Origin of the sequence: Streptomyces endocoffeicus, assembly GCF_016741935.1 — a bacterium.
GTDB classification, from domain to species: domain Bacteria; phylum Actinomycetota; class Actinomycetes; order Streptomycetales; family Streptomycetaceae; genus Streptomyces; species Streptomyces endocoffeicus.
The window spans coordinates 13,687-34,417 of the sequence record NZ_JAERRG010000053.1 but is presented as its reverse complement, the minus strand read 5'-3'; the positions used below and the strand labels follow the sequence as shown (position 1 = coordinate 34,417).

The 20,731-nt window shown below is 70.3% G+C and carries 15 protein-coding genes and 2 tRNA genes; 11 read left to right on the top strand and 6 right to left on the bottom strand.

The genetic code is table 11. The features are described 5' to 3' along the window. Positions 1-383: 383 nt before the first annotated feature. From JK364_RS50850 to JK364_RS50825, 6 genes are all read left to right on the top strand, one after another. Positions 384-1,400 carry a bifunctional MaoC family dehydratase N-terminal/OB-fold nucleic acid binding domain-containing protein gene (locus JK364_RS50850; RefSeq protein ID WP_201858296.1) on the top strand — a complete coding sequence of 339 codons (1,017 nt, stop codon included), beginning with the start codon at positions 384-386 and terminating at the stop codon, positions 1,398-1,400. Positions 1,401-1,465: 65 nt separating this feature from the next. After that, positions 1,466-1,936, top strand: coding sequence for a MaoC family dehydratase (locus JK364_RS50845; RefSeq protein WP_201858295.1), 471 nt, complete (start codon positions 1,466-1,468; stop codon positions 1,934-1,936). Then, a complete protein-coding gene (locus tag JK364_RS50840; protein WP_201858294.1) occupies positions 1,933-3,099 on the top strand; it encodes a lipid-transfer protein in 1,167 nt (388 codons plus the stop codon). Before JK364_RS50845 ends, JK364_RS50840 begins: the two co-directional genes overlap by 4 nt. Positions 3,100-3,152: 53 nt before the next feature. Continuing rightward, positions 3,153-4,004: a DUF1906 domain-containing protein gene (locus JK364_RS50835; RefSeq protein ID WP_201858293.1), complete on the top strand. Its 852-nt coding sequence runs from the start codon at positions 3,153-3,155 to the stop codon at positions 4,002-4,004. 221 nt (positions 4,005-4,225) lie between these two features. Then, positions 4,226-4,756 (top strand): SigE family RNA polymerase sigma factor, encoded by a 531-nt coding sequence (locus JK364_RS50830; protein ID WP_201858292.1) that lies wholly within the window; start codon positions 4,226-4,228, stop codon positions 4,754-4,756. Between the two features lie 175 nt (positions 4,757-4,931). Beyond that, positions 4,932-6,587 carry a long-chain fatty acid--CoA ligase gene (locus tag JK364_RS50825; RefSeq protein ID WP_201858291.1) on the top strand — a complete coding sequence of 552 codons (1,656 nt, stop codon included), beginning with the start codon at positions 4,932-4,934 and terminating at the stop codon, positions 6,585-6,587. 227 nt (positions 6,588-6,814) lie between these two features. Here JK364_RS50825 and JK364_RS50820 read toward each other — a convergent pair whose 3' ends face one another. Together JK364_RS50820 and JK364_RS50815 are read right to left on the bottom strand one after the other, a co-directional pair. Next, positions 6,815-11,461 (bottom strand): PAS domain-containing protein, encoded by a 4,647-nt coding sequence (locus JK364_RS50820; RefSeq protein ID WP_201858290.1) that lies wholly within the window; start codon positions 11,459-11,461, stop codon positions 6,815-6,817. A gap of 213 nt (positions 11,462-11,674) precedes the next feature. Further along, on the bottom strand, positions 11,675-12,124 hold the full coding sequence (locus JK364_RS50815; protein WP_201858289.1) for an SSI family serine proteinase inhibitor: 450 nt from the start codon (positions 12,122-12,124) through the stop codon (positions 11,675-11,677). A gap of 288 nt (positions 12,125-12,412) precedes the next feature. Here JK364_RS50815 and JK364_RS50810 point away from each other — a divergent pair. Further along, a tRNA-Ser gene (locus tag JK364_RS50810) sits at positions 12,413-12,503 on the top strand. A gap of 56 nt (positions 12,504-12,559) precedes the next feature. Here JK364_RS50810 and JK364_RS50805 read toward each other — a convergent pair. Together JK364_RS50805 and JK364_RS50800 are read right to left on the bottom strand one after the other, a co-directional pair. Further along, the gene (locus tag JK364_RS50805; RefSeq protein ID WP_201858288.1) at positions 12,560-14,077 is read right to left on the bottom strand and encodes a tyrosine-type recombinase/integrase; all 1,518 of its coding nucleotides are present in this window, start codon (positions 14,075-14,077) and stop codon (positions 12,560-12,562) included. Then, positions 14,074-14,892 (bottom strand): helix-turn-helix domain-containing protein, encoded by an 819-nt coding sequence (locus JK364_RS50800; protein WP_201858287.1) that lies wholly within the window; start codon positions 14,890-14,892, stop codon positions 14,074-14,076. The genes JK364_RS50805 and JK364_RS50800 overlap by 4 nt, the downstream gene beginning before the upstream one ends. Before the next feature lie 91 nt (positions 14,893-14,983). Between JK364_RS50800 and JK364_RS50795 the strand changes: the two genes are divergently transcribed. Next, complete coding sequence (locus tag JK364_RS50795) at positions 14,984-15,217, top strand: helix-turn-helix transcriptional regulator (protein WP_201858286.1); 234 nt, start codon at positions 14,984-14,986, stop codon at positions 15,215-15,217. Between the two features lie 434 nt (positions 15,218-15,651). After that, entirely contained in the window at positions 15,652-17,205 is a 1,554-nt protein-coding gene (locus tag JK364_RS50790; RefSeq protein WP_307841674.1) for a DnaB-like helicase N-terminal domain-containing protein, read from the top strand. Between the two features lie 440 nt (positions 17,206-17,645). Here JK364_RS50790 and JK364_RS50785 read toward each other — a convergent pair whose 3' ends face one another. Together JK364_RS50785 and JK364_RS50780 are read right to left on the bottom strand one after the other, a co-directional pair. Next, positions 17,646-17,960, bottom strand: coding sequence for a 4a-hydroxytetrahydrobiopterin dehydratase (locus tag JK364_RS50785; protein WP_201858284.1), 315 nt, complete (start codon positions 17,958-17,960; stop codon positions 17,646-17,648). Positions 17,961-17,975: 15 nt separating this feature from the next. Beyond that, entirely contained in the window at positions 17,976-18,794 is an 819-nt protein-coding gene (locus JK364_RS50780; protein WP_201858283.1) for an NsdA family TPR-like regulatory protein, read from the bottom strand. A 446-nt stretch (positions 18,795-19,240) separates the two neighbouring features. On the opposite strand from JK364_RS50780, the gene JK364_RS50775 reads away from it, so the two are divergent. Together JK364_RS50775 and JK364_RS50770 are read left to right on the top strand one after the other, a co-directional pair. Beyond that, entirely contained in the window at positions 19,241-19,831 is a 591-nt protein-coding gene (locus JK364_RS50775) for a hypothetical protein (protein ID WP_201858282.1), read from the top strand. A 764-nt stretch (positions 19,832-20,595) separates the two neighbouring features. Further along, positions 20,596-20,668, top strand: a tRNA-Arg gene (locus JK364_RS50770). Positions 20,669-20,731 lie beyond the last annotated feature (63 nt).

The window sequence follows — 20,731 nt, the reverse complement described above, 5'->3', positions numbered from 1 at the left end:
GACGGGCCCCGGTCGCACCTTCGCCGCGTCGCCGTTCGCCGCGTCGCCGTTCACCGCGTCCAGGGTGGGGCGCGGCTCCTGGGATGTGACCCGCTCGCACGGGGGCAGGTCGCCGCCATCGCGGGCACCCGCGAGCGCCCGTAAGGGAGACGCGGAACACGCGGGGAAGCGCGGAAGCGGCACGGTGTCCGAACGATCTGAGTGAGCTGTGGTGATTCATTGAGCGAAACGGGACGGGTGAGGTCGTACGGTCGCGCGGTGGCGTATCAACGCCATCGCGCGACCGTGCGTGTGCCGTGCTTCGGTGTTCGTTCTTGACAGCGTCGATTTATCTGACGGATAGTCAGATCGCTTTCTACGGCAGACATGCGGCAGGGGAAGCGATGACGCGTGATGACCTGGACGTTGACCCGGAAGAGCTGTACGGACGGCTGAAGGCGTACGAGGGACGGACGGCCGCGAGCGGCGGCGCGGGCAGGGACCCCGTCAACGAGCCCATGATCAGGCACTGGTGCGAGGCGATGGGCGACACCAACCCCGCCTATCCGGCTACCGCACCGCCCACGATGCTCCAGGCGTGGACCATGGGCGGGCTGGCCGGGCACCCTGGCGGTTCGGCCCGCTCCGAGGCGTACGACGAGCTGCTGGCGCTGCTCGACGACGCGGGCTGCACCTCGGTGGTCGCCACCGACTGCGAGCAGGAGTACCTGCGAGCGCTGCGCCCCGGCGACCGGGTCACCTTCGACGCGGTCATCGAGTCGGTGTCACCGCGCAAGACCACCAAGCTGGGCACCGGGTACTTCGTCACCACCCGCATGAACGTCCGCGCCGGGGACGGGGAGCTGGTCGGCACCCACCGCTTCCGCATCCTCAAGTACGCACCCGCGCGGCCCAAGAACGCGGCGAAGCCGGAGCCGACGCGAAAGCCGAAACCCACGCGAGAGCCGGAGCCGAAGCGAGAGCCGGAGCCGACACGAAAGCCGGAGCCGACGGCCGACCGTCCGCGCCGCCCTCGCCCCGTCATCAACCGCGACAACGCCGGTTTCTGGGAGGGCGTCGCCCGGCATCAGCTGCTCATCCAGCGCTGCCTGGACTGCGCCACCCCGCGCTTTCCCTGGCTGCCGGGGTGTGGGGCGTGTGGCTCCCAGCGGTGGGAGACGTTCGAGGCGTCCGGCGCCGGCACGGTGTTCAGCTATGTGGTCATGCACCATCCGCCCTTCCCGGCCTTCGACCCGCCCTACGCGGTCGCCCTGATCGAGCTCGCGGAGGGCGTGCGGATGGTCAGCGACATCACCGGGGTGCCCTACGACAAGGTGCGCATCGGCATGCCCGTCGAGCTGGAGTTCCTGCGCGTGGACGAGGAACTGGAGCTGCCGGTGTTCCGGGGCGCGGAGGCGTAACGGATGGATGAGGGAACCCCCGGTGGCCTTGGCAGCGCGGACCGTACGGACGAGGAGGCGGTCGTATGACGGTGTGTACGGGCGATGAGCTGCCCCCACTGCGCATCCCGATCACCCGGACGCTGATCGTCGCCGGTGCCCTCGCGTCCCGGGACTACCAGGATGTGCACCACGACGCCGAGGCGGCCAAGGAGAAGGGCTCCCCGGACATCTTCATGAACATCCTCACCACCAATGGGCTGGTCGGCCGGTACATCACCGATCACTTCGGGCCGCGGGCCCGGCTCCGTAAGGTCGCGATCCGGCTCGGGGCGCCCAACTACCCCGGTGACGAGATGGTGCTGACCGGCCAGGTCACCTCGGTCGCGGAGGGTACGGCGGAGGTCGCCGTCATCGGTAAAAACGGCATCGGCCACCATGTGACCGGCACGGTCACGGTGCAGCTCCCCAGCGACGCCCCGGGAACCGGCGACACCCCGAGGACTACCCCCATCACCACCACCCCCATCACCACCACCCCGGGCACCCCCCGATGAGCGCCCGCAAGCCGGACACCCTGGGCGGCCGGGCCGCCATCGTCGGCATCGGCGCCACCGAGTTCTCCAAGGACTCGGGCCGCAGCGAGCTGAAGCTGGCCGTCGAGGCCGTCCAGGCGGCCCTGGACGACGCCGGGCTCGCCCCGGCCGACGTGGACGGGCTGGTCACCTTCACGATGGACACCAGCCCCGAGATCACCGTGGCGCAGGCATGCGGCATCGGCGATCTCACCTTCTTCTCGCGCGTCCACTACGGCGGCGGCGCGGCCTGCGCCACCGTGCAGCAGGCCGCGCTCGCCGTCGCGACCGGCGTCGCCGAGGTCGTCGTCTGCTACCGCGCGTTCAACGAGCGCTCCGGGCGCCGCTTCGGCTCCGGCGTTCAGCACCGCGAGCCGTCCGCCGAGGGCGCCGCGCTCGGCTGGTCGCTGCCGTTCGGGCTGCTGACCCCGGCCTCGTGGGTGGCCATGGCCGCCCAGCGCTATCTCTACACCTATGGGCTGACACCCGAGGTTTTCGGCCATGTGGCCGTCACCGACCGCCGCCACGCGGCCACCAATCCGGCCGCGTACTTCCACGGCAAGCCGATCACCCTCGCCGAGCACGCCGCCTCCCGCTGGATCGTCGAGCCGCTGCGGCTGCTCGACTGCTGTCAGGAGACGGACGGCGGCCAGGCGATCGTGGTGACCAGTGTGGAGCGGGCGCGTGACCTGCCGCGTCCGCCCGCCGTGATCACAGCCGCGGCGCAGGGCGCGGGCCGCGGCCAGGAGCAGATGACGAGCTTCTACCGCGACGATCTGACGGGCCTCCCCGAGATGGGGGTGGTCGCCCGGCAGCTGTGGCGCGGCAGCGGCCTGACCCCGGCCGACATCGACGTGGCCATCCTCTACGACCACTTCACGCCGTTCGTGCTGATGCAGCTGGAGGAGTTCGGCTTCTGCGGACGCGGCGAGGCGGCGGGATTCGTCGCCGAGGACGCGCTGCCGCTCAATACCCACGGCGGTCAGCTCGGTGAGGCGTATCTGCACGGGATGAACGGGATCGCCGAGGCCGTCCGCCAGATCCGCGGCAGCTCCGTCAACCAGGTGCCGGGGACCGCCCGCACCCTGGTCACCGCGGGCACCGGGGTACCGACATCCGGGCTTCTCCTCGGCGCAGACGGCTGACTCGCGCGCGTGTCGGCGGTATCGGGCCGCCGAGGTCCACCTTCACTCGTCATATGACCCGAAGTAAGCAGAGCAGATGGCAGATTACGGGCTGGGCCACCGGTCTGGCCGCGGCCCTGGCCACCGCGATCGCCGGTGCCACCCCCGCCGCCTCGGCGGAGGTCCTGCCCGACCCCCGCCCCCTGGGCGCCAAGGTCTTCCAGGGCTGGGCCTTCGACACCTGCCATGCGCCGTCCCTCGCCACCCTGCGCGCGTGGAACAGCTCCCGCTACCGCGCCGTCGGCGTCTACTACGCGGGCCGCGGCCGGGCCTGCGCCAGCCAGCCCAACCTCACCGTCTCCTGGATGCGCGGCGTCAAGAGCATGGAGTGGCAGGTGCTGCCCATCTTCGTCGGATCCCAGTCCCCTTGTGTCCGCAACACCAACAAGAAGCACGTGCCCATCGGCGGCAAGCCGTTCTCCCAGGGGCAGGCGGAGGGCAAGGACGCGGTGGCGCGCGCCAAGGCGCTCTCCCTGAAGAAGCGCAGCGCGCTCTACCTCGACATGGAGGCGTACGACGTGAAGCGGACGAGCTGCGCGGCCAAGACGCTCTCCTTCATCCGCGGCTGGAACCGCGAGGTCCGCTCGCGCGGCTTCTTCCCCGGCTTCTACAGCAGCGCCGAGTCCGGGGTGCGCCATGTGGAGCAGGCCCGCCGGGCCGGGGTCCATGACCTGCCCTCGGTGATGTGGTTCGCGCGCTGGAACGGGAAGCCCTCGCTGTACGGGGAGTCGACGCTGGCCAAGAGCGCGTGGAATCCGCACCGGCGCATCCACCAGTACCGGGGCAACGTCGATGTGACGCACGGCGGCCGGACGCTGCGCATCGACCGCAACAAGGTGGACGCACCGGTCGCGATCATCAAGTGAGCGCCTGTGGACCGCCCTCGGGAAGGACGGGGGCCGCCCTCGGGAAGGACGAGGGCCGCCCCGGGAGGAACGAGGGTCGCCCCCGGGAAGAACCCCGACCGTCTGAGCGCCCCCTCCCCCCGCAGGAGGTGGTGCCAGCACCACCCGTACAACCTGAGGCTGATTGCCCTTCGGCACTTATGGCCGATCCGCTCCGACCTGCTCGCTCCTAGCGTTGAGCCATGACCACGACCGTGTGCACAGGCGTATCCGCCGCCGCGTTCCCGTCGTTCACCTCGTACGTACGGGCGCGGGGGCCTGTGCTGCTGCGCACCGCCCGCTCGCTGACCTCCAACGCGTGCGACGCGGAGGATCTGCTGCAGACCGCGCTGACCAAGACGTACCTGGCCTGGGAGCGCATCGAGGACCACAACGCGCTGGACGGCTATGTGCGGCGCGCCCTGGTCAACACCCGGACCTCGCAGTGGCGCAAGCGCAAGATCGACGAATTCGTCTGCGAGGAGCTGCCCGAGCCCGAGACGGTGCCCGCCCCGGACCCCGCCGAACGGCAGGTACTCCGCGACGCGCTGTGGCGCGCCGTACTGCGGCTGCCGGACCGTCAGCGGGCGATGGTCGTCCTCAGGTACTACGAGGACCTGAGCGAGGCGCAGACGGCGGAGGTGCTCGGAGTGTCCGTCGGCACCGTCAAGAGCGCGGTCTCGCGCGCCCTCGGCAAGCTTCGCGAGGACCCGGAACTCGGCCACACGGCATGATCGCCTGATCGGCGCGATGGCGGCCTACGGGGGCTGACCGGCGAAACGGCGGGCGAGACGGCGGGCGAAACGGCAGGGGGACCGACGGGTCCGGGGGTAGTGACATACCAGGTGGTCGGCTGCAGAATCGGCGGAACCTCAACCCGCGCGTAACCGGAACCCTGGAGGCGCCCCGGTGCTCAGCACGATGCAGGACGTACCGCTGACCGTGACCCGCATCCTCGTGCACGGGACCCTCGTGCACGGCCGCACGGCCCATGTGACCACCTGGACCGGGGAGGGCGAGCCCCGGCGACGCAGCTTCCACGAGGTGGGGGTGCGGTCGACCCAGTTGGCGAACGCGCTGCGCGATGAGCTCGGGGTCGAGCCGGGGCAGGCCGTGGCCACCTTGATGTGGAACAACTGCGAGCATCTGGAGGCGTACCTCGCGGTCCCCTCCATGGGCGCCGTGCTGCACACCCTCAACCTCCGGCTGCCCGCCGATCAGCTCGGCTGGATCGTGAACCACGCCGCCGACCGCGTGATCATCGTCAACGGCTCCGTGCTGCCGTTGCTCGCCCCGCTCCTCCCCACCCTCACCACCGTGAAGCACATCGTGGTCGCGGGCCCCGGCGACCGTTCCGTCCTGGACGGCTGCGCCGCCCGGGTCCATGAGTACGAGGAGCTGATCGAGGGGCGGCCGCAGCGCTACGCCTGGCCGGAGATCGACGAGCGCCAGGCCGCGGCCCTCTGCTACACCTCGGGGACGACCGGGCACCCCAAGGGCGTGGCCTACAGCCACCGCTCCATCTATCTGCACTCGATGCAGGTCAACACCGCCGAGTCATTCGGGATGTCCGGGGGTGACATCCTGCTGCCGGTGGTGCCCATGTTCCACGCCAACGCGTGGGGCACCCCGCACGCCGCCTTCATGGCGGGCGCCTCGATACTCATGCCCGACCGCTTCCTCCAGCCCGAACCGCTCGCCGAGATGATCGAACGCGAGCGTCCCACCATCGCCGCCGCCGTCCCCACCGTCTGGCAGGGGCTGCTCGCCGAGCTCGACGCGAGGCCGCGTGAGGTGAGCTGTCTGCGGAACGTCTTCATCGGCGGCGCGGCCTGCCCGCCCTCCCTGATGAAGGCGTACGGGGAGCGCCACGGCATCCATGTCGTCCACGCGTGGGGCATGACGGAGACCTCTCCGCTCGGCTCCGTGGCCCATCCGCCGGGCGGTCTCCCGGCGGAGGACGCCTGGCCGTACCGGCTGACGCAGGGCCGCTTCCCGGCCTCCGTCGAGTGCCGGTTGATCTCGGCGGACGGCGAGCTCGTGCCGTGGGACGGGAAGACGCCGGGTGAGCTGGAGGTACGCGGGCCGTGGATCGCGGGCGCGTACTACGGAGGGGCGGACGGCGAGCCGTTCCGCCCCGAGGACAAGTTCACCGAGGACGGCTGGCTGAAGACCGGCGACGTCGGCACCATCAGCCCCGACTGCTATCTGACGCTGACGGACCGGGCCAAGGACGTCATCAAGTCCGGCGGCGAGTGGATCTCCTCGGTCGAGCTGGAGAACCAGCTGATGGGCCATCCCGAGGTCGCCGAGGCGGCGGTGGTGGCCGTGCCGGACGAGAAGTGGGGCGAGCGGCCGCTGGCCACGGTGGTCCTGACGGACGGCGCCACGATCGGCTACGAGGACCTGCGGGCGTTCCTCGCCGAACGGGTCGCGCGCTGGCAGCTGCCGGAACACTGGGCGCTGATTCCGGCGGTGCCGAAGACGAGCGTGGGGAAGTTCGACAAGAAGGTCATCCGAAAGAAGTACGCGGACGGGGACCTGGATGTGACCACGCTGGGCTGAGGACGCCGGGGCCCGGGGGCGCGCGTCGGCAACATGGCCGCCGTAAGAGAGCCCCTGTGGGCAACGCGGCCGCGGTAAGAGAGCCCCCTGTGGGCAACACGGTCGCCGTAAGGGAGTCCCCGTAGGCAATGCGGCCGCCGTAAGGAGGCGGGTGTCTCCTTACGGCTGCCGTGCGCAACCGGGTGCGGGCCGCGGGTGTCAGACGTAATCGGCGCGGGCCGCGGGCGTCAGTTCGTGCCGATCTTCGCCAGCAGGTCCACGATCCGCGACTGCACCTCCGCGCTCGTCGAGCGCTCCGCGAGGAACAGCACCGTCTCGCCCGAGGCCAGCCGCGACAGATTCGCCGGGTCGATGTCCGCGGAGGTGTACACGACCAGCGGGGTGCGGTTCAGCAGTCCGTTGCCGCGCAGCCAGTCGACGATCCCGGCCCGGCGGCGGCGTACCTGCATCAGGTCCATCACCACCAGGTTCGGCCGCATCTGGGCCGCGAGCGAGACCGCGTCCGCGTCCGTCGCCGCACGGGCGACCTGCATCCCGCGCCGCTCGAGCGTCGCCGTCAGCGCCATCGCGATCGGCTCGTGCTCCTCGATCAGCAGCACGCGCGACGGATGCTGCTCGCTGTCGCGCGGCGCGAGCGCCTTGAGCAGGACGGCCGGGTCGGCGCCGTACGCCGCCTCGCGGGTCGCCTGGCCGAGCCCCGCGGTCACCAGCACCGGCACCTCGGCGGCGACCGCCGCCGTACGCAGCGACTGCAGCGCGGTCCGGGTGATCGGCCCGGTCAGCGGGTCGACGAACAGCGCCGCCGGGTACGCGGCGATCTGCGCGTCCACCTCCTCACGGGAGTTCACGATCACCGGACGGTAGCCGCGGTCGCTCAGCGCCTGCTGGGTGGACATGTCCGGCGCGGGCCACACCAGGAGGCGGCGCGGGTTGTCCAGCGGCTCCGGCGGCAGCTCGTCGTCGGGCGGTGGAGTGCGGTCGTCGACGATCTCGACGGCGCCGTTCGGCCCGTCCAGCGGCTCCGGCCCCTCGGCGCCCTCGTCCGGCGCACCGATGGCGAACGTACGGCCGGACCCCTGCGACGGGCCCACCGCACGCTGCGGCTGCGCCCCCGGACCGGGCTGGGGACGGGGCTGCGTGCCGGTCTGCGGACCGGGGTGCGGCTGCGGCCCGGTGTGGGGCTGCTGACCGCCCTGCGTGGACTGCCCGGTGTGGGGCTGCGGTCCGGTGTGCGGATGCGCCCGGTTGCCGGCCGGCTGAAGTTCGGCCGAGGCGCCCTGGTCCGTCATCTCGGGCCGGGCGGCCAGCTTGCGCCGCCTGCCGCCGCTCGTGCTGGTGCCTCCGGAGGGCGTCTGCGGCTGACCCTGCGGCGGGCGTCCCTGCGGCTGGCCTTGTGCGGGCTGGCCCTGGGGCTGCTCCCCCACCTGCTGGGCGAACGGCACCCCTTGGCCCAGGGTGCGCACGCTGATCGCGCGCCCCTGGGTGGTGTCGGCGCTCGGCGGGGTCTCGGCGGGCAGCGGCTGCGGACGGGGCTGCGCGGGGGCGTCCGGCCACTGGGCGGGGGGCTGGGCCGGCTGCTGGGCCGGTGGGCGCCCGCTGGTCTCCGCGGGCTGCGGGCCACCCTGGGCCTGGGCTTCGTCGGGTGTTGGCTGCTCCGGTGCCTCGCCCAGTGCGCGGCGGGCGCGGCGCCGTCCGGTGGGCGGGACCTCCTGTGGTTGGCCGCCGTTGGTGTCCTGGCCCCAGTTGGGCTGCTGTTCCTCGGGGGTGCGGGCGGCGGGCAGCGCGGGCATGCCCGACGCGGCCGGCTGGGGGCCTTGGGCCTGCGGCTGGGGCCGACGCGGGTCTTGGCCCTGGCCTTGGCCTTGAGCCGGGTCGGACGGCCAGCCACCGGGCCGCGCCGCGCCGTTGGGCGGTACGGGCTCGCCTCGTACGGCCAGGCCCCCGCCCTGCTGCGGCTGGGGCCCGCCGCCCCGCGCCTCGCGGGGGCCGTGCTGCGCGGGGACGAGCCCGGCCGGGCCGAGCTCGGGCGGCAGCGCGCCGGGCTGCGCCCGGTCGGCGGCGGCCGGGGGCAGCGCGAAGGGGGAGCGGACGAGGCCGGGATCCCCCGCGGGCTGCGGCGGGGACTGCTGAGGTTGCGGCCGGCCAGGGGCCTGGGCCTGGTCGGGTGTTGGCTGCTCCGGTGCCTCGCCCAGTGCGCGGCGGGCGCGGCGCCGTCCGGTGGGCGGGACCTCCTGCGGTTGGCCGCCGTTGGTGTCCTGGCCCCAGTTGGGCTGCTGTTCCTCGGGGGTGCGCGCGGCGGGCAGCGCGGGCATGCCCGACGCGGCCGGCTGCGGGCCTTGGGCCTGCGGCTGGGGCGTGTCGGAGGGGGCCGCGGGCAGGGCGAGGGCGGGCCGGCCGCCCGCACCCCGCGCGGGGGCGGGGGCACCGGCGGTCTGAGGGCCGCCCTGCTCCTGCGCCGGGGCGCCGCGCCGGGCCCGGCGGCCCTGGGGCTGCTGCTGGGCGGGAATGCCCTGAGGCGGCACAACGCCCATGGCGGCGGGGCCCGTCGACTGCGGACCGGCCGCTTCCGGTGCGCCGCCACGAGCGTGGCGATGGCTGCCGGTCGCGGCGCCCTCGGCGTTCTGGCCGGGGTTCGCGGCCGCGGCCGCCGCCGGGTCCTCGTCGGGGTGGGGGCGCGCTCTGCGCCGCCCGGTGGGCCGCGGCGGGTTCTCGGGCTCGGCCGCGTTCTGCTGCTGGGCCGCAGCGTTCTCGCCGACGACCGCGGGCAGCGCGGCGGGCGCGGGCGCGGGCGCGCCAGGGGCCGTCCCCGGGGCGCCCTGCTGAGCGGCGGTGCGCGGGTCGACCTTACGGGGGTCGGCCGTACGCGGATCGGCCTTACGGAGGTTGGGCGGAGGCGTACCGCCCTGGGTGCCGCCGCCCTGGGTGCCGTTGCCGTGGATGCCGTCGCCCTGGGTGCCGTTCCCCTGCGTACCGCCGCCGCTGGTGTCGCCCGGCGTGTCGCTGGAGGCCGCCCCGTGCCGGGCGCGGCGTCCGGTCGGGGTCTGGCCGGAGGCGTTGCCGCCCGCCGTGCCCGCGCCCGTACCCGTGCCCGCGCCCGTACCCGTATCGGCACCTGTACCGGCACCCGTGCCCGAGGTGCCCTGCCCCTGCGTACCGTCGCCCTGCCCGGCGGCGTCCCCGTCCATGCGCCCCTGCTCGGCGGCGGCCGCCGCCGAGATCGGCACCTCCAGGACATACGCGTGCCCGCCCATGCCCGGCATCTCATGGGTCTGGAGCACGCCCCCGTGCAGGCGCACGATCCCGCGCACGATCGGCTCGTGCACCGGGTCGCCGCCCGCGTACGGTCCGCGGACCTCGATCCGTACGACATCGCCGCGCTGCGCCGCCGCGACCACGATCGTCGAGTCGCTCGCCGCGACGCCCGAGGCGGCGTTGCCGGTGGAGTCGACCCCGGCCACGTCCGCGATCAGATGGGCGAGTGCCTGGGCGAGCCGCTCCGCGTCCACCTCGGCGTCGATCGGCGGGGCGTGCACGGCGAACTGCGCGCGCCCCGGCCCGATCAGCTCGACCGCGCCCTCGACACTGGCCGATACGACCTCGTCCATCGAGACCGTACGGCGGGCCAGCTCCTCGCCGCTCGAGTCGAGCCGCTGATAGCTCAGGACGTTGTCGACGAGCGTGGTCATCCGGGTGTAGCCGGCGGCCAGGTGGTGCAGGATCTGGTTGGCCTCGGGCCACAGCTGCCCGGCCGGGTCGTCGGCGAGCACGCCGAGCTCATGGCGCAGTTGCAGCAGCGGTCCGCGCAGGGACTCGTCCAGCACGGCGAGCAGCTGGCTGTTCCGGGCGGTGACGGACTCCAGCTGTGCCGCGTACCGCGCGCGCTCCTCGGTGAGCCGCGTCCGCAGCTCCTCCAGGGCCTTCGTGTGCCGGGTGGTGAGCCCCTCCAGCTCCTCGGCGTGCTGGGTGGTGAGGCTCTCCACCTTCTCGGCGTGCCGGGTGGTGAGGCCCTCCACCTTCTCCGTGTGCCGGGAGGTGAGGCTCTCGACCTCCTCGGCGTGCTTGGCCGCCATGGCCTTCTCGGCCCGCCGGTCGGTGAAGGTCAGCACGGCGCCCACGAATTGGTCACCGTCGCGGACGGGCGCGGTGGTCAGATCGACCGGGACCTGGCTTCCGTCCTTCGCCCACAGCACCTGGCCGCGCACCCGGTGCTTGCGGCCGGAGCGCAGCGTGTCGGCGAGGGGCGATTCCTCGTACGGGAAGGGGGAACCGTCCGGGCGCGAGTGGTGTACAAGAGAGTGAAGCTCCTGACCGCCCATGTCGCTGGCCCGGTAGCCGAGGATCTGCGCGGCGGACGGGTTGACGAGGACCACCTTGCCCTCGGTGTCCACGCCGACCACGCCCTCCGCCGCCGCGCGCAGGATCATCTCGGTCTGGCGCTGCTGACGGGCGAGTTCGGCCTCGGTGTCGAGCGTCCCGGTCAGGTCGCGCACGATGAGCATCAGCAGCTCATCGCCGGTGTAGCTGTACTGATCGGCGTAAGGAGTCCGCCCGTCCTCCAGATTCGCGCTGGTCACCTGGACGGGGAACTGCGCCCCGTCGGTGCGCCGGGCCATCATCCGGGTCGGCTTGCTGCCGTCCCCCTGTGTCTCGTCGGGGCGCCGCATCGACCCGGGAATGCGATTGGGATCGAAGGAGGGGAGCAGATCGAGCAGACCACGGCCGACCAGGGCGGTGCCCGGAGCCTCGAAGGACTCCAGCGCGTGGTGGTTGGCGTTGACGATCGTGCCGTTGCAGTTGACCAGCAACAGCGCGTCCGGGAGGGCGTCGAGTATCGCCGCGAGGCGAGCAGCGCCTCGGGATGGCCTGCTGCTCACGACGACGCTTCCTCCCTGACTACCGCACCTTGCTGACACCCGCGGTCATTCTGCCGTCCCATCTGCGGAGTGTCTCTAGGGGAGTCTACGGGCACCAGCGCCGGACGCGACCGTGGATGAGAGGGAGGTCGCAGTGCGACGTGCGCGTCTCGGCGCACGCCCGGACAAACTTCACCGAGCTCTTCTCCTCTCACTCCCGGCCCAATCCCCAGGTCAGCTCCCAGGCGTGCGCAAAACCACGGAGAACCGATTCCATCGGGCGATTTCACACCCGTTGGTGCGGTTGAACCAGGCGTTGACGGGACGCCCGGCCCATTGGCCCGTCACCCGAGCCGTGGCCGGCCCGCCGTACTGCCCGGTGCACATCGCGTCCGGCGACACCGGCGCGAACGGATCCCGGCCCCACACGGTCTGCGAGTCCAGCTGCCCACACGCGGCCCGCGCCCGGGGGTGCGTACCGCCGGTCGGGTGGCAGCTCAGCAGAAAGGTCGAGGCGTCGTCGGCCTCACCGGTCTCACTCACGGTGATCACAAGCCGGTCGGCGCTCTCCCCGTCGAACGGCAGGGGCAGCGGCAGCGGCGTGGCCGCGGCGGGGGCCAGCGCGCCCGCGGCGGCGGCGGTCGTCAGCGCGGCGGTGACGGCGAGGCGGTGCAGCAGGGGCATGGAGGCACTCCTGGTGTGATCGGTCGGGGGCGCGCTGCCCCCGCCCCGTCTAACGCGCCGCCGCCGCGCGCGTTGCTCCGCCGTAAGGGGCCGCGCTCGCCGTAAGGGGCTCCCCTCGGCCGTAAGGAATGCGCTCCGCCGTACGGGCCGCGCTCCCCCCACCCCCCATTAGGGCTTTGCGATGGGCCCCGCCCGCCGAGTACCGTAGTCCGCGATTGGTGACATCCCACTGGGCTGTGACATCATCTGCACACGCCACCTCGCGCTCACGCGAGCGACCGGTGTGTTGGAGGCTTCGCCTAGTCTGGTCTATGGCGCCGCACTGCTAATGCGGTTTGGGCCCTAAAGCCCATCGAGGGTTCAAATCCCTCAGCCTCCGCTCTCTGACCAGGGAGTCTGTGCCTACGGCACGGGCTCCCTGAGTTGTTTCCGCGGTCAGGATTCACGGCCGGATGGCGCAGTGATGGCACCACCCGCTGCGGAGCGCTTCTGGCGGGGGATGAACGCCGAGATCTTGCGGGCAGCGTCCTCAGCCAGCTCCTCGGCTACAACCGCGTACACATCCTTCGTGAAGCTCACCGAGGCGTGGCCGAGGGCCTCGCTCACGAGCTTGTCGTCCACCCCCGCCGCGATCAGCATCGTCGCCGCACCGTGACGAAGATCATGGAAGCGGATCGGTGGGAGCGGCATGGTCAACGCGACGTGCACCGCCTCCAGCGTTGTCTGGTGCTGCCGTGCGATCCGCTCGACGGTCCAGCCCTCGGAGTGTCGCTGCCGCAGCTTCCCGTACCTCTCGACCAGCAGCTTGAAGCGCTGCGAGACGTACGGCGGCTTCAGCGCGGCCCCGTCCTCGTACGTAAAGACGCGGCCCGAGTCTTGGTATGCCTCACCCCAGTGCAGCCGCTCCTCCAACTGCCGCTTACGCCACGCCTTGAGAACTTTCGCCGTCTCGTGATCAAGGGTGATCTGGCGATCACCGCTCTCCGTCTTGGTGTCGTCAAGCTCGTCCTCCGCCTGCGACTGGCGAACGTGGAGGCGCCGTGACTCGATGCTGAGGTCTGAGGTCTCCAACCCGACCAGTTCCCCTCGGCGCGGCCCCCAGTAGGCGTCCAGGTGGAACAGCGGATAGAGCCGCTCCTCGGACGCCTCGGCGAAGTCGAGGAACGCGCCGCACTGCGCCGAGGTCCACACCATGACCTTGGCCGGGACATGGCCGGTCTGCTCCCACCGCTCGACCCGCTCGGGCGTCCACAGCAGGGGTTTGATGCGGGCCTTGCGCTTGGTGCCGCCCTTCTTGGTGCGGAGAGCCCCCTCGGCGGGATTGTCCGTGCGGATCTTGGAGACCTTCACAGCGTCGTTCAACGCGCCTGTCAGTACCGCGTGCACTCGCCGGATGCGAGACTCCGAGATCGGCCGGGAATGGATGCGCTTCCCGTCCCGGGTTGCCCGGGCCTCTTGAAGCCGGCGCAGCAGCTCCGAGGGCTGCTCCTTCTCCTCCGGCCGGTTGAGTAACCGCATGGCGGCATACAGATCGCGGATCGGTTGATCACTCAGATCGGCCACCTTGAAGTGCCCCAGCCCGGGTTTCAGGTAGAGGCCAATGGCTTCCCGGTCGCTGTCCACGGTGGTCTTCTTCAGAGCGCCGGTCTTCACCTCGGACTCACGCCAGGCGTGGCGACGCTCCAGGTACTCGCCGAGGGTGGTCTTCCGTTCGTCCAGCGCCTTGGTCGCGGTCCCGGCCTGGCCGAGCACGCGGGCCAACTCGACCTTGCACTCGCGTTCGGTGGAGTACGGGCCGATACGCGGCTGACGGCGCTTACCGTCAGCGTTCCGCGGTGCCTCGTACCGGGCGTACCACCCGCCGTGGCCCTTCTTGCCGAGGTCTGGGCACTTCTTCCCGAGTAGACGCTTGCTCCGCGGATCACGGCACGAGCACGCCCTGTACGGCTTCATCGGTCCCCCCGAGCCTCGTCCTTTTCCTGCTGCCCGCTGGGGCCGTCGTTGTCCGTAGGCAAGGTCTCCATGGGAATCGAGGCTTCAAGCGCACTGCGGTCCTCCTGGCCGAGCCCGGGGCGCAGGCTGATGCCCTCGAACGGCGACGGCGGCGGTGTGATGCCGCGATCGGTCATGTAGCGGCGCACGCTCTGAACTGACACCTCGATTCGGTGCAGCGTCGAGGTCGTCAGTTCGATCAGTTGGTTGTCGAACGCCTCGGGGTCCGGCTCAGAGCGGAACTCCTTGAAATCCCCCTTTGAGCTGAGGAGGAGTTGCAGCTTCCTGCGTGTGGCGAACCACTCGCTGACCAAGTCCTCATGCCGGCGGTAGAGGGTGACCGGCGCGGCGGATTCTTCCCATCCCTCCTCGGGGTCGTCGTACCACTCGGGGAGACCCGTAGCAGCGTCAACCTCACCGCGTGGGATGCGCTCGGAGGGAAACCGGCTCTCCCCGACGAACCACTTGAACGCTGTCCAGGTGCCGACATTCTCGTCCGGAAGGACCTCGGTGGTTTCCTCCCGCCCGAGCGGAAACAGGAGCAAGATCGGGGGCACCTTGAGGATGCGAGCCAGGGCCAGCAGCTCGACCACGCTCAGCGCGGGACGTCGGCCACCCTCGAAGTTCGCGAGGACGGAACGCTTGATCGGGAGCCCGTACTCCTCGGTGCAGATGTCCGCGAGCCGCTGGACGCTGAGTCCTCGCTCTTGCCGGTATCTCCGAACCTGCTGAGCGACGGCTGAAACGAGCCGTGCTCTCCACTCTGCTTCCCCCATATGCACCTACTTTCGTCATCATGACCGTTTGCTCAGATGACAATACTCGGAATGATTGACACCTACAACACCGCTATGCACTCTTGTTCGCATGGCCAACGAATCTGCTGGTAAGAGACATCTCAGCGAACAAGTGGCTGACAGCGGGATCACGCGGCAGGAGTACGCGGCACTGGCCCGCGTCCACCTCGACACCGTGAAGCGCTGGGCTCGCCTCGGCATTGGTCCGCGCCCGCGTCGTGTGGGCCCCCGCCTCGTGCGGTACGACCGAGCCGAGGTGCTGGAGTTTCTCGGCATCGGCGAGCAGCGGGGGCCGGTGTCATGAGCGCATGGACCCGTACGGCGATCGAGGCGTTGGGGCCGACGACCGATGTGCCGACGACGGCCGCGATTCTCGGAGTGGACCCGGAGACCATCTATACGGCGATCCGTGGCCAGGGCTGGACCGTGACCCGAGTCCTTCGCATCGGCCGGTGCATCAAGATCCCCACGCTCGACTTGATCAGGGCCCTGTACGCGCCCGAGGCACTTTCCGCGTCGGCTCCCGGAGCGGGCCAGGATGCACCATCACCGTGCCATCACCATGCATCTGAGCAGGTCATGAGTTCAGTACCGCAGTCTCAATGCGGTTGTAGGCCAGGAGCAACGGCGGTGTCTCGTGCTCCCCGGAGTGCATGACATGGCGGCATCTGCGAGGCCGGCGAAGATGGCTCGGGCGCTCCTCCGCGCATGCGGGAGCTGCGCACTGGAGCGCCGGAGGTGACCGACGTCGGTGACGGGCTGAGCCGCGTTCCTCCTCACGACGTTGAGGCCGAACAAGCCGTCCTCGGCGGCATGCTCCTTTCGGAACAGGCGATCAAGGCCGTCATCGAGATCATCGAGGGCCCGGACTTCTATCGACCTGCTCACGAGACGATCTTCCGTGTGATCACGACCATGACGGTGCAGGGAACGCCGATTGACCCGATCACGGTCGCCGCGGAGTTGACCGAGCGGGGCGAGATCGCACGAGTCGGGGGAGCGTCGTACCTCCACAACCTCGTGGACCAGACTCCCACCGCCGCCAACGCCGAGTACTACGCCGAGATCGTCCGCAAGGCGGCGACGCGGCGGAAGGTGCTGGAGGCCGTCGAGAGCGCGGCGCACCTGGCACGGTCGGGGGATGGCGATCTCGATGCGATCCTCGACGCGCTCCGCGAGCAGATCACCACCGCCGCGGAAGCCAGCAGCCTTCGCCAGCGCAGCGACACCGGTTGGGAGTTCAGCGACCTGTCCGCCGTTCTCAACGGCTCCCACAAGCCCGTCACGCCCGTTGTAGGCGCCCGCGACGACGGGCACGGCCTTTTCTACCCCGGGCACGTCAACGGCGTTCAAGGCGAGTCAGAGGCTGGGAAATCGTGGGTCGCTCTCATAACCGCCCTCATCGAGATCAATCGAGGGAACCATGTCGTCTACATCGACTTCGAGGACAGCGAGGCCGGAGTGGTCGGCCGCCTGCTCCTGATCGGCGCGTTGCCCCGGGACCTCCAGGAGCGGTTTCACTACGTTCGACCTCACATCACGCCTGCTCCGGGCGATCTTCGAGCTTTCGTCTGCCGAGTCGCTGAGGTGCAGCCCACCCTCGTGGTGGTCGATGGTGTCACCGAAGCGATGTCCATGCTCGGCTTGGAACTCAAGGACAACACCGAGATCGCCAAGTTCCGCCGCATGCTGCTGCGCCCGCTTGCGGACACCGGCGCCGCTGTCGTCTCCCTCGACCACGTGGTCAAGAACAGCGAGAGCCGAGGCCGATATGCCCTCGGCGGTGTCCACAAGCTCAACGGAGTGGACGGTGTCCAGTACATGCTTGAGGCCGTCCATCCCTTCGGCATCAACGCTGAGGGGCGTTCACGGCTCCGGGTCGCCAAGGATCGCCCCGCGCAGGTCCGTAAGCACGCGCTCCCTAGCGGCAAGAATCCTCTGCACTGGTTCGCCGACGTGGTGGTGAAGTCGGAGGGGGAGACGTTCGCCGATGCCCACATCTACCCGCCCATCGAGCGGACCGACGACACCGCCGAGATCGCGGCCGAGAGGGAGAAGGACGCCAAGTCCGAAGTGGAGTTCGTGAGGCGCAAGGGCAAGATCCTCGCCGTGCTCGAAAAAGCCGGCAGTCCGCTGACCACCAACGGCATCACCAGCCGCGTCCCCGGCCGGACGCCCGTGACCCGGGCTGCGCTCGGCCGGTTGGTGGACAGCGGCGAGGTGGTGGCCGAGCCCGGTCCGAAACGCGCGATGATGCACAGCCTCCCGGACAAGCGACAGGCCAAGGCGTGAGCAGGCGAGCGCGTCCCGGTGCGTCCCATACGGCGATGCCAGCGACACCCCCATTCACCGTTTACGCAGGTCGCAGGCGAGCGGAGTGCGTCCCCGATCTTGGTGTCAGTGCGTCCCGACCTGATGGGTCATCACGGGAAGTACTCACACCACCTCTGGCCTGCGTAAAACCTCGGCCGAGCAGTGCGTCCCAGTGCGCCCCGGACGCACTCAGGACGTGGTCAAGCGAGTGCGTCCCGCGTCCCCGTTCTCTGGGGGACGCGGACGCTCTCACGTGACTGCTCAGTCAGCTCTTCCGAGCCCACCGAGCCAACGCCCGACCGTCACAACGCAGCGCCGAGCACCCGGTTCCCACCCCTCTCGCGCAGGGATGCTCCACCAACGCCCCCACCGCCAACCAAGCCGGTCCCAACGTCAAGCGGGACCAACACTGACGCGCGCTAGGGGGCAGTCTTCGCCCCGTGCGCGGCAGCGACGCGCTCGATCTCTGCCACGAGTTTGAAGTCCAGCGGGGTGATGACCGCGCCGGCGCTGTACGTCGTGATGCTGAAGTGCAGCCGCTCCCACCGGATGTCGATGTCCGGGTGGTGCTGAAGTTTCTGCGCGGCCTCGGCCACCTCATTGATGACCTTGATGCTCGTGTAGTAATCGAGCTGGTAGGTCTTTCCGATCCGGCTCGTGTCCCCGGACCAGCCTTCCCAGCGTTCCAGATGCGCCTGGACTTCCTCTGCTGCCAGCGGGTCTCGTTCTGCCATGTGGTGCCTCTACCCTCACCGAGCGGTCGGCAGCCCGATGCCGTCGAAGAGCGCCCGCACCTCTTGGCCCTGCGCTGCGAGGTGCCACGGCGCCAGGCGTTCCCAGGCGGTCGTCAATTCCCTGCGCAGCCGTGCGGACTCGACCTCTTCCGCTACGTGTACCGCGGCCTCCAGGGCTGCGACCGCCTCGTCCGGACGCCTGCTGTCTGCCAGCGCGGACGCCTGACGGGCCGCGAAGACACCGGAGTTCCGCCACTCCGCGGAGGGCATGACCTGTTCCCATAGCCGAACGGCTTCCGCGCCGAGCTGCATTCGGCTGTAGCAGGTGGCCCGCTGGATCTCCAGGTACAGCGGGGTCTTGGTCGCGACGCCCCACGGGTGATCGTCATCGATGCGATCAATGAGTCGGCCGGCTCGGTCGAGTAGCTGGTCGCAGGCTCTGCGGTCGCCGACCAGGGCGTGTCCGTGTGCTGCCTGCTGAAGCGCCTGGACCTTGACCTTGGCGCACAGCCGTTTCTCGTCAGCCAGGGCCGCACTGGCCATCTCGACGGTTGTGGGGCCGTCGCCGAGGTCCATGTCCACCATGGCGCGGTTGGTCAGCGCATGGGCCACGAGCTGTTTGTCGTGAGCGCGGTGGGCCAACTCCAGCGTGCGGGTGCCCCAGGCTGATGCCTGATCGAGCTGACCCGCGTCCTGGTAGAGCCAGGTGATCAGCCCGGTGAAAGCCGCCGCCGTCTGCCATAGCCGCCTGCGGAGGCCGCCGGGATGGATTGCCCTACCTGCCGCACCAGCGACCGCCTGTGCGACACCGGTCAGGAACTGCTGCGCATCCACAACGCCGGCCGCCCCGATGCAGACGCCCTGCACTCGGGAACGCCCGGGCGCTGCGACTGCTGCGGCAGGGACCAGGAACTCTCGGCGGTCCACGAGTCCACCCTGACCGGGCCCGGACGGACGCGCTACGTCTGCCGGGGATGCGCGCCCCAGCCTGTAGCCGGCCGCGCCCCTGAGCGTGCTACCGCTGAGCTGATGGTCACTTCCAAGCACGAGCGGCACGGCACCGCATAGACCCGTAGGCCCACCCCTCCAGAACGCGTAGCCGTTGGTGGACCCTCTTGGCTCTTCTCCTGAGGGCCGGAGTGGGCCACGGGGCCGCGTCCGTCATCCAGTCCCGCGAGATCTGCCCGCGCGTGCATGGCAGGGACGCGGGGCTAGCAGACGACCCCGGGATGCGTCCAGGCCGCTCCCGGGGCCGTTCCGCATCTCTTAGCCTGGCGCGCGTGGGAGCAATTAACTGGGGCGATGCCCCGACGTGGTTGGGTGCCATCTTCGCCGCTGCTGCGGCTACAGCAGCGGTCTGGACGTTGACCAGTCAGCGCCAGCAGATTCGGGAGCAGCGGGAGTTCATCGCTGAGCAGTCCGCGACCATGGAACTGGAGCGGGCGGAGCTGCGCGCGGTAGCTGACGATCGGAGGGTGGCGCAGGCTCGACGGGTGAGGATGGCCTGCGATCGTGTGGGTCCTAACGGCACCGATCCTGTCGCTACTGCATTGAGTGGATACGACCACTGGGTGGTGCGGATCACGAACACGAGCGACGCTCCCCTTCACAACGTTGCGGTCCGCTTTCTGGGGAGCGCTGGAGGTCGGCACCGGGCGGCAGAGGTGATTGGTGCGGACGGGACCAGCCAAGGCTTTCCGGCCCGGTTGGTCGGGCCTGACCGCTTGTTCACATTCATCTCGCCCGGCTGGAATGCAGCAGGCGTCGATGACCACCGTCCGTCCGCATGGTTTACCGACGACGCTGGCGTGCGCTGGCACCTTGATGAACACGGGAAGCTTGAAGCGCATCCCGAGGGAGAGCCGGAGTAGCGCGAGGATCGGAAGCGGTGAACGCTTGCGAGCCATGGTGAAGGCTCTGACGACGCTGAGCACCGGAGCGGTGGTACGGCGCGCACAGGACGCTCCGATGGGTGACGACGGCGGGGGACCGAGAATGACCGCTGCGCCGCTGCGGAGAGAGCGAGCAGCGCAGCGGCTTGATCAGATGGTTGCGACAGCGGCACAGCGAGTGGCGATCATTGCTGTTGGAGACGTCGAGACGCTGGCAGAGTGATGGCACACGGATGGCACCAAGAGGGCCGGTCGCGGTCGGACGGCGACTGTCCAGGCCGGATGGCATGGTCGCGCTGACCTGCGAGGGAGCGCTGCCAGGGGTCGGGAGTCGCCGCCGTCCTACCGGGCCGATCACACTGCTAATGCGGTTTGGGCCCTAAAGCCCATCGAGGGTTCAAATCCCTCAGCCTCCGCTCTCCGACAGGGGGCCCGCGCCTATGGCGCGGGCCCCCTGCGTCGTTTCCAGGCCCGCCCCGAACGATCACGCAACCGTGCCGTTAGCGAGGGCAGCGCGCAGTGACTTTCCGGTGACCTTCCGTAGTATTCACCCATGCTCCTCAAGCACCTCGCGACGCGAAGGCGAGCTCCCAGAGGCCTCGCGAGGGCAACTCCGCGACCCCTCGAAAATGGAGTTTTCGCAGGTCGGCGTGGGTGGGCGAAACGGATTTCGCCTGACGGCACAGGTCATGTAATGTTGTCCCCGCAACGCCGACCGGCAAGAAAAACCGCCGGGAAGCCAAGCGCTCGTAGCTTAACGGATAGAGCACTTGACTACGGATCAAGAGGTTGCAGGTTCGAATCCTGCCGAGCGCGCAGCAGACCAGAGGCCCCTTCCGATTGATCGGAAGGGGCCTCTGGTCGGTGGGGCCGGGGGCT

Coding starts and splice junctions, on each gene's coding strand:
- JK364_RS50800 (WP_201858287.1), bottom strand. CDS start 14,892: ATGGGGGAAGCAGAGTGGAGAGCACGGCTCGTTTCAGCCGTCGCTCAG.
- JK364_RS50815 (WP_201858289.1), bottom strand. CDS start 12,124: ATGCCCCTGCTGCACCGCCTCGCCGTCACCGCCGCGCTGACGACCGCC.
- JK364_RS50785 (WP_201858284.1), bottom strand. CDS start 17,960: ATGGCAGAACGAGACCCGCTGGCAGCAGAGGAAGTCCAGGCGCATCTG.
- JK364_RS50835 (WP_201858293.1), top strand. CDS start 3,153: ATGACCCGAAGTAAGCAGAGCAGATGGCAGATTACGGGCTGGGCCACC.
- JK364_RS50845 (WP_201858295.1), top strand. CDS start 1,466: ATGACGGTGTGTACGGGCGATGAGCTGCCCCCACTGCGCATCCCGATC.
- JK364_RS50795 (WP_201858286.1), top strand. CDS start 14,984: ATGGCCAACGAATCTGCTGGTAAGAGACATCTCAGCGAACAAGTGGCT.
- JK364_RS50840 (WP_201858294.1), top strand. CDS start 1,933: ATGAGCGCCCGCAAGCCGGACACCCTGGGCGGCCGGGCCGCCATCGTC.
- JK364_RS50805 (WP_201858288.1), bottom strand. CDS start 14,077: ATGAAGCCGTACAGGGCGTGCTCGTGCCGTGATCCGCGGAGCAAGCGT.
- JK364_RS50830 (WP_201858292.1), top strand. CDS start 4,226: ATGACCACGACCGTGTGCACAGGCGTATCCGCCGCCGCGTTCCCGTCG.
- JK364_RS50850 (WP_201858296.1), top strand. CDS start 384: ATGACGCGTGATGACCTGGACGTTGACCCGGAAGAGCTGTACGGACGG.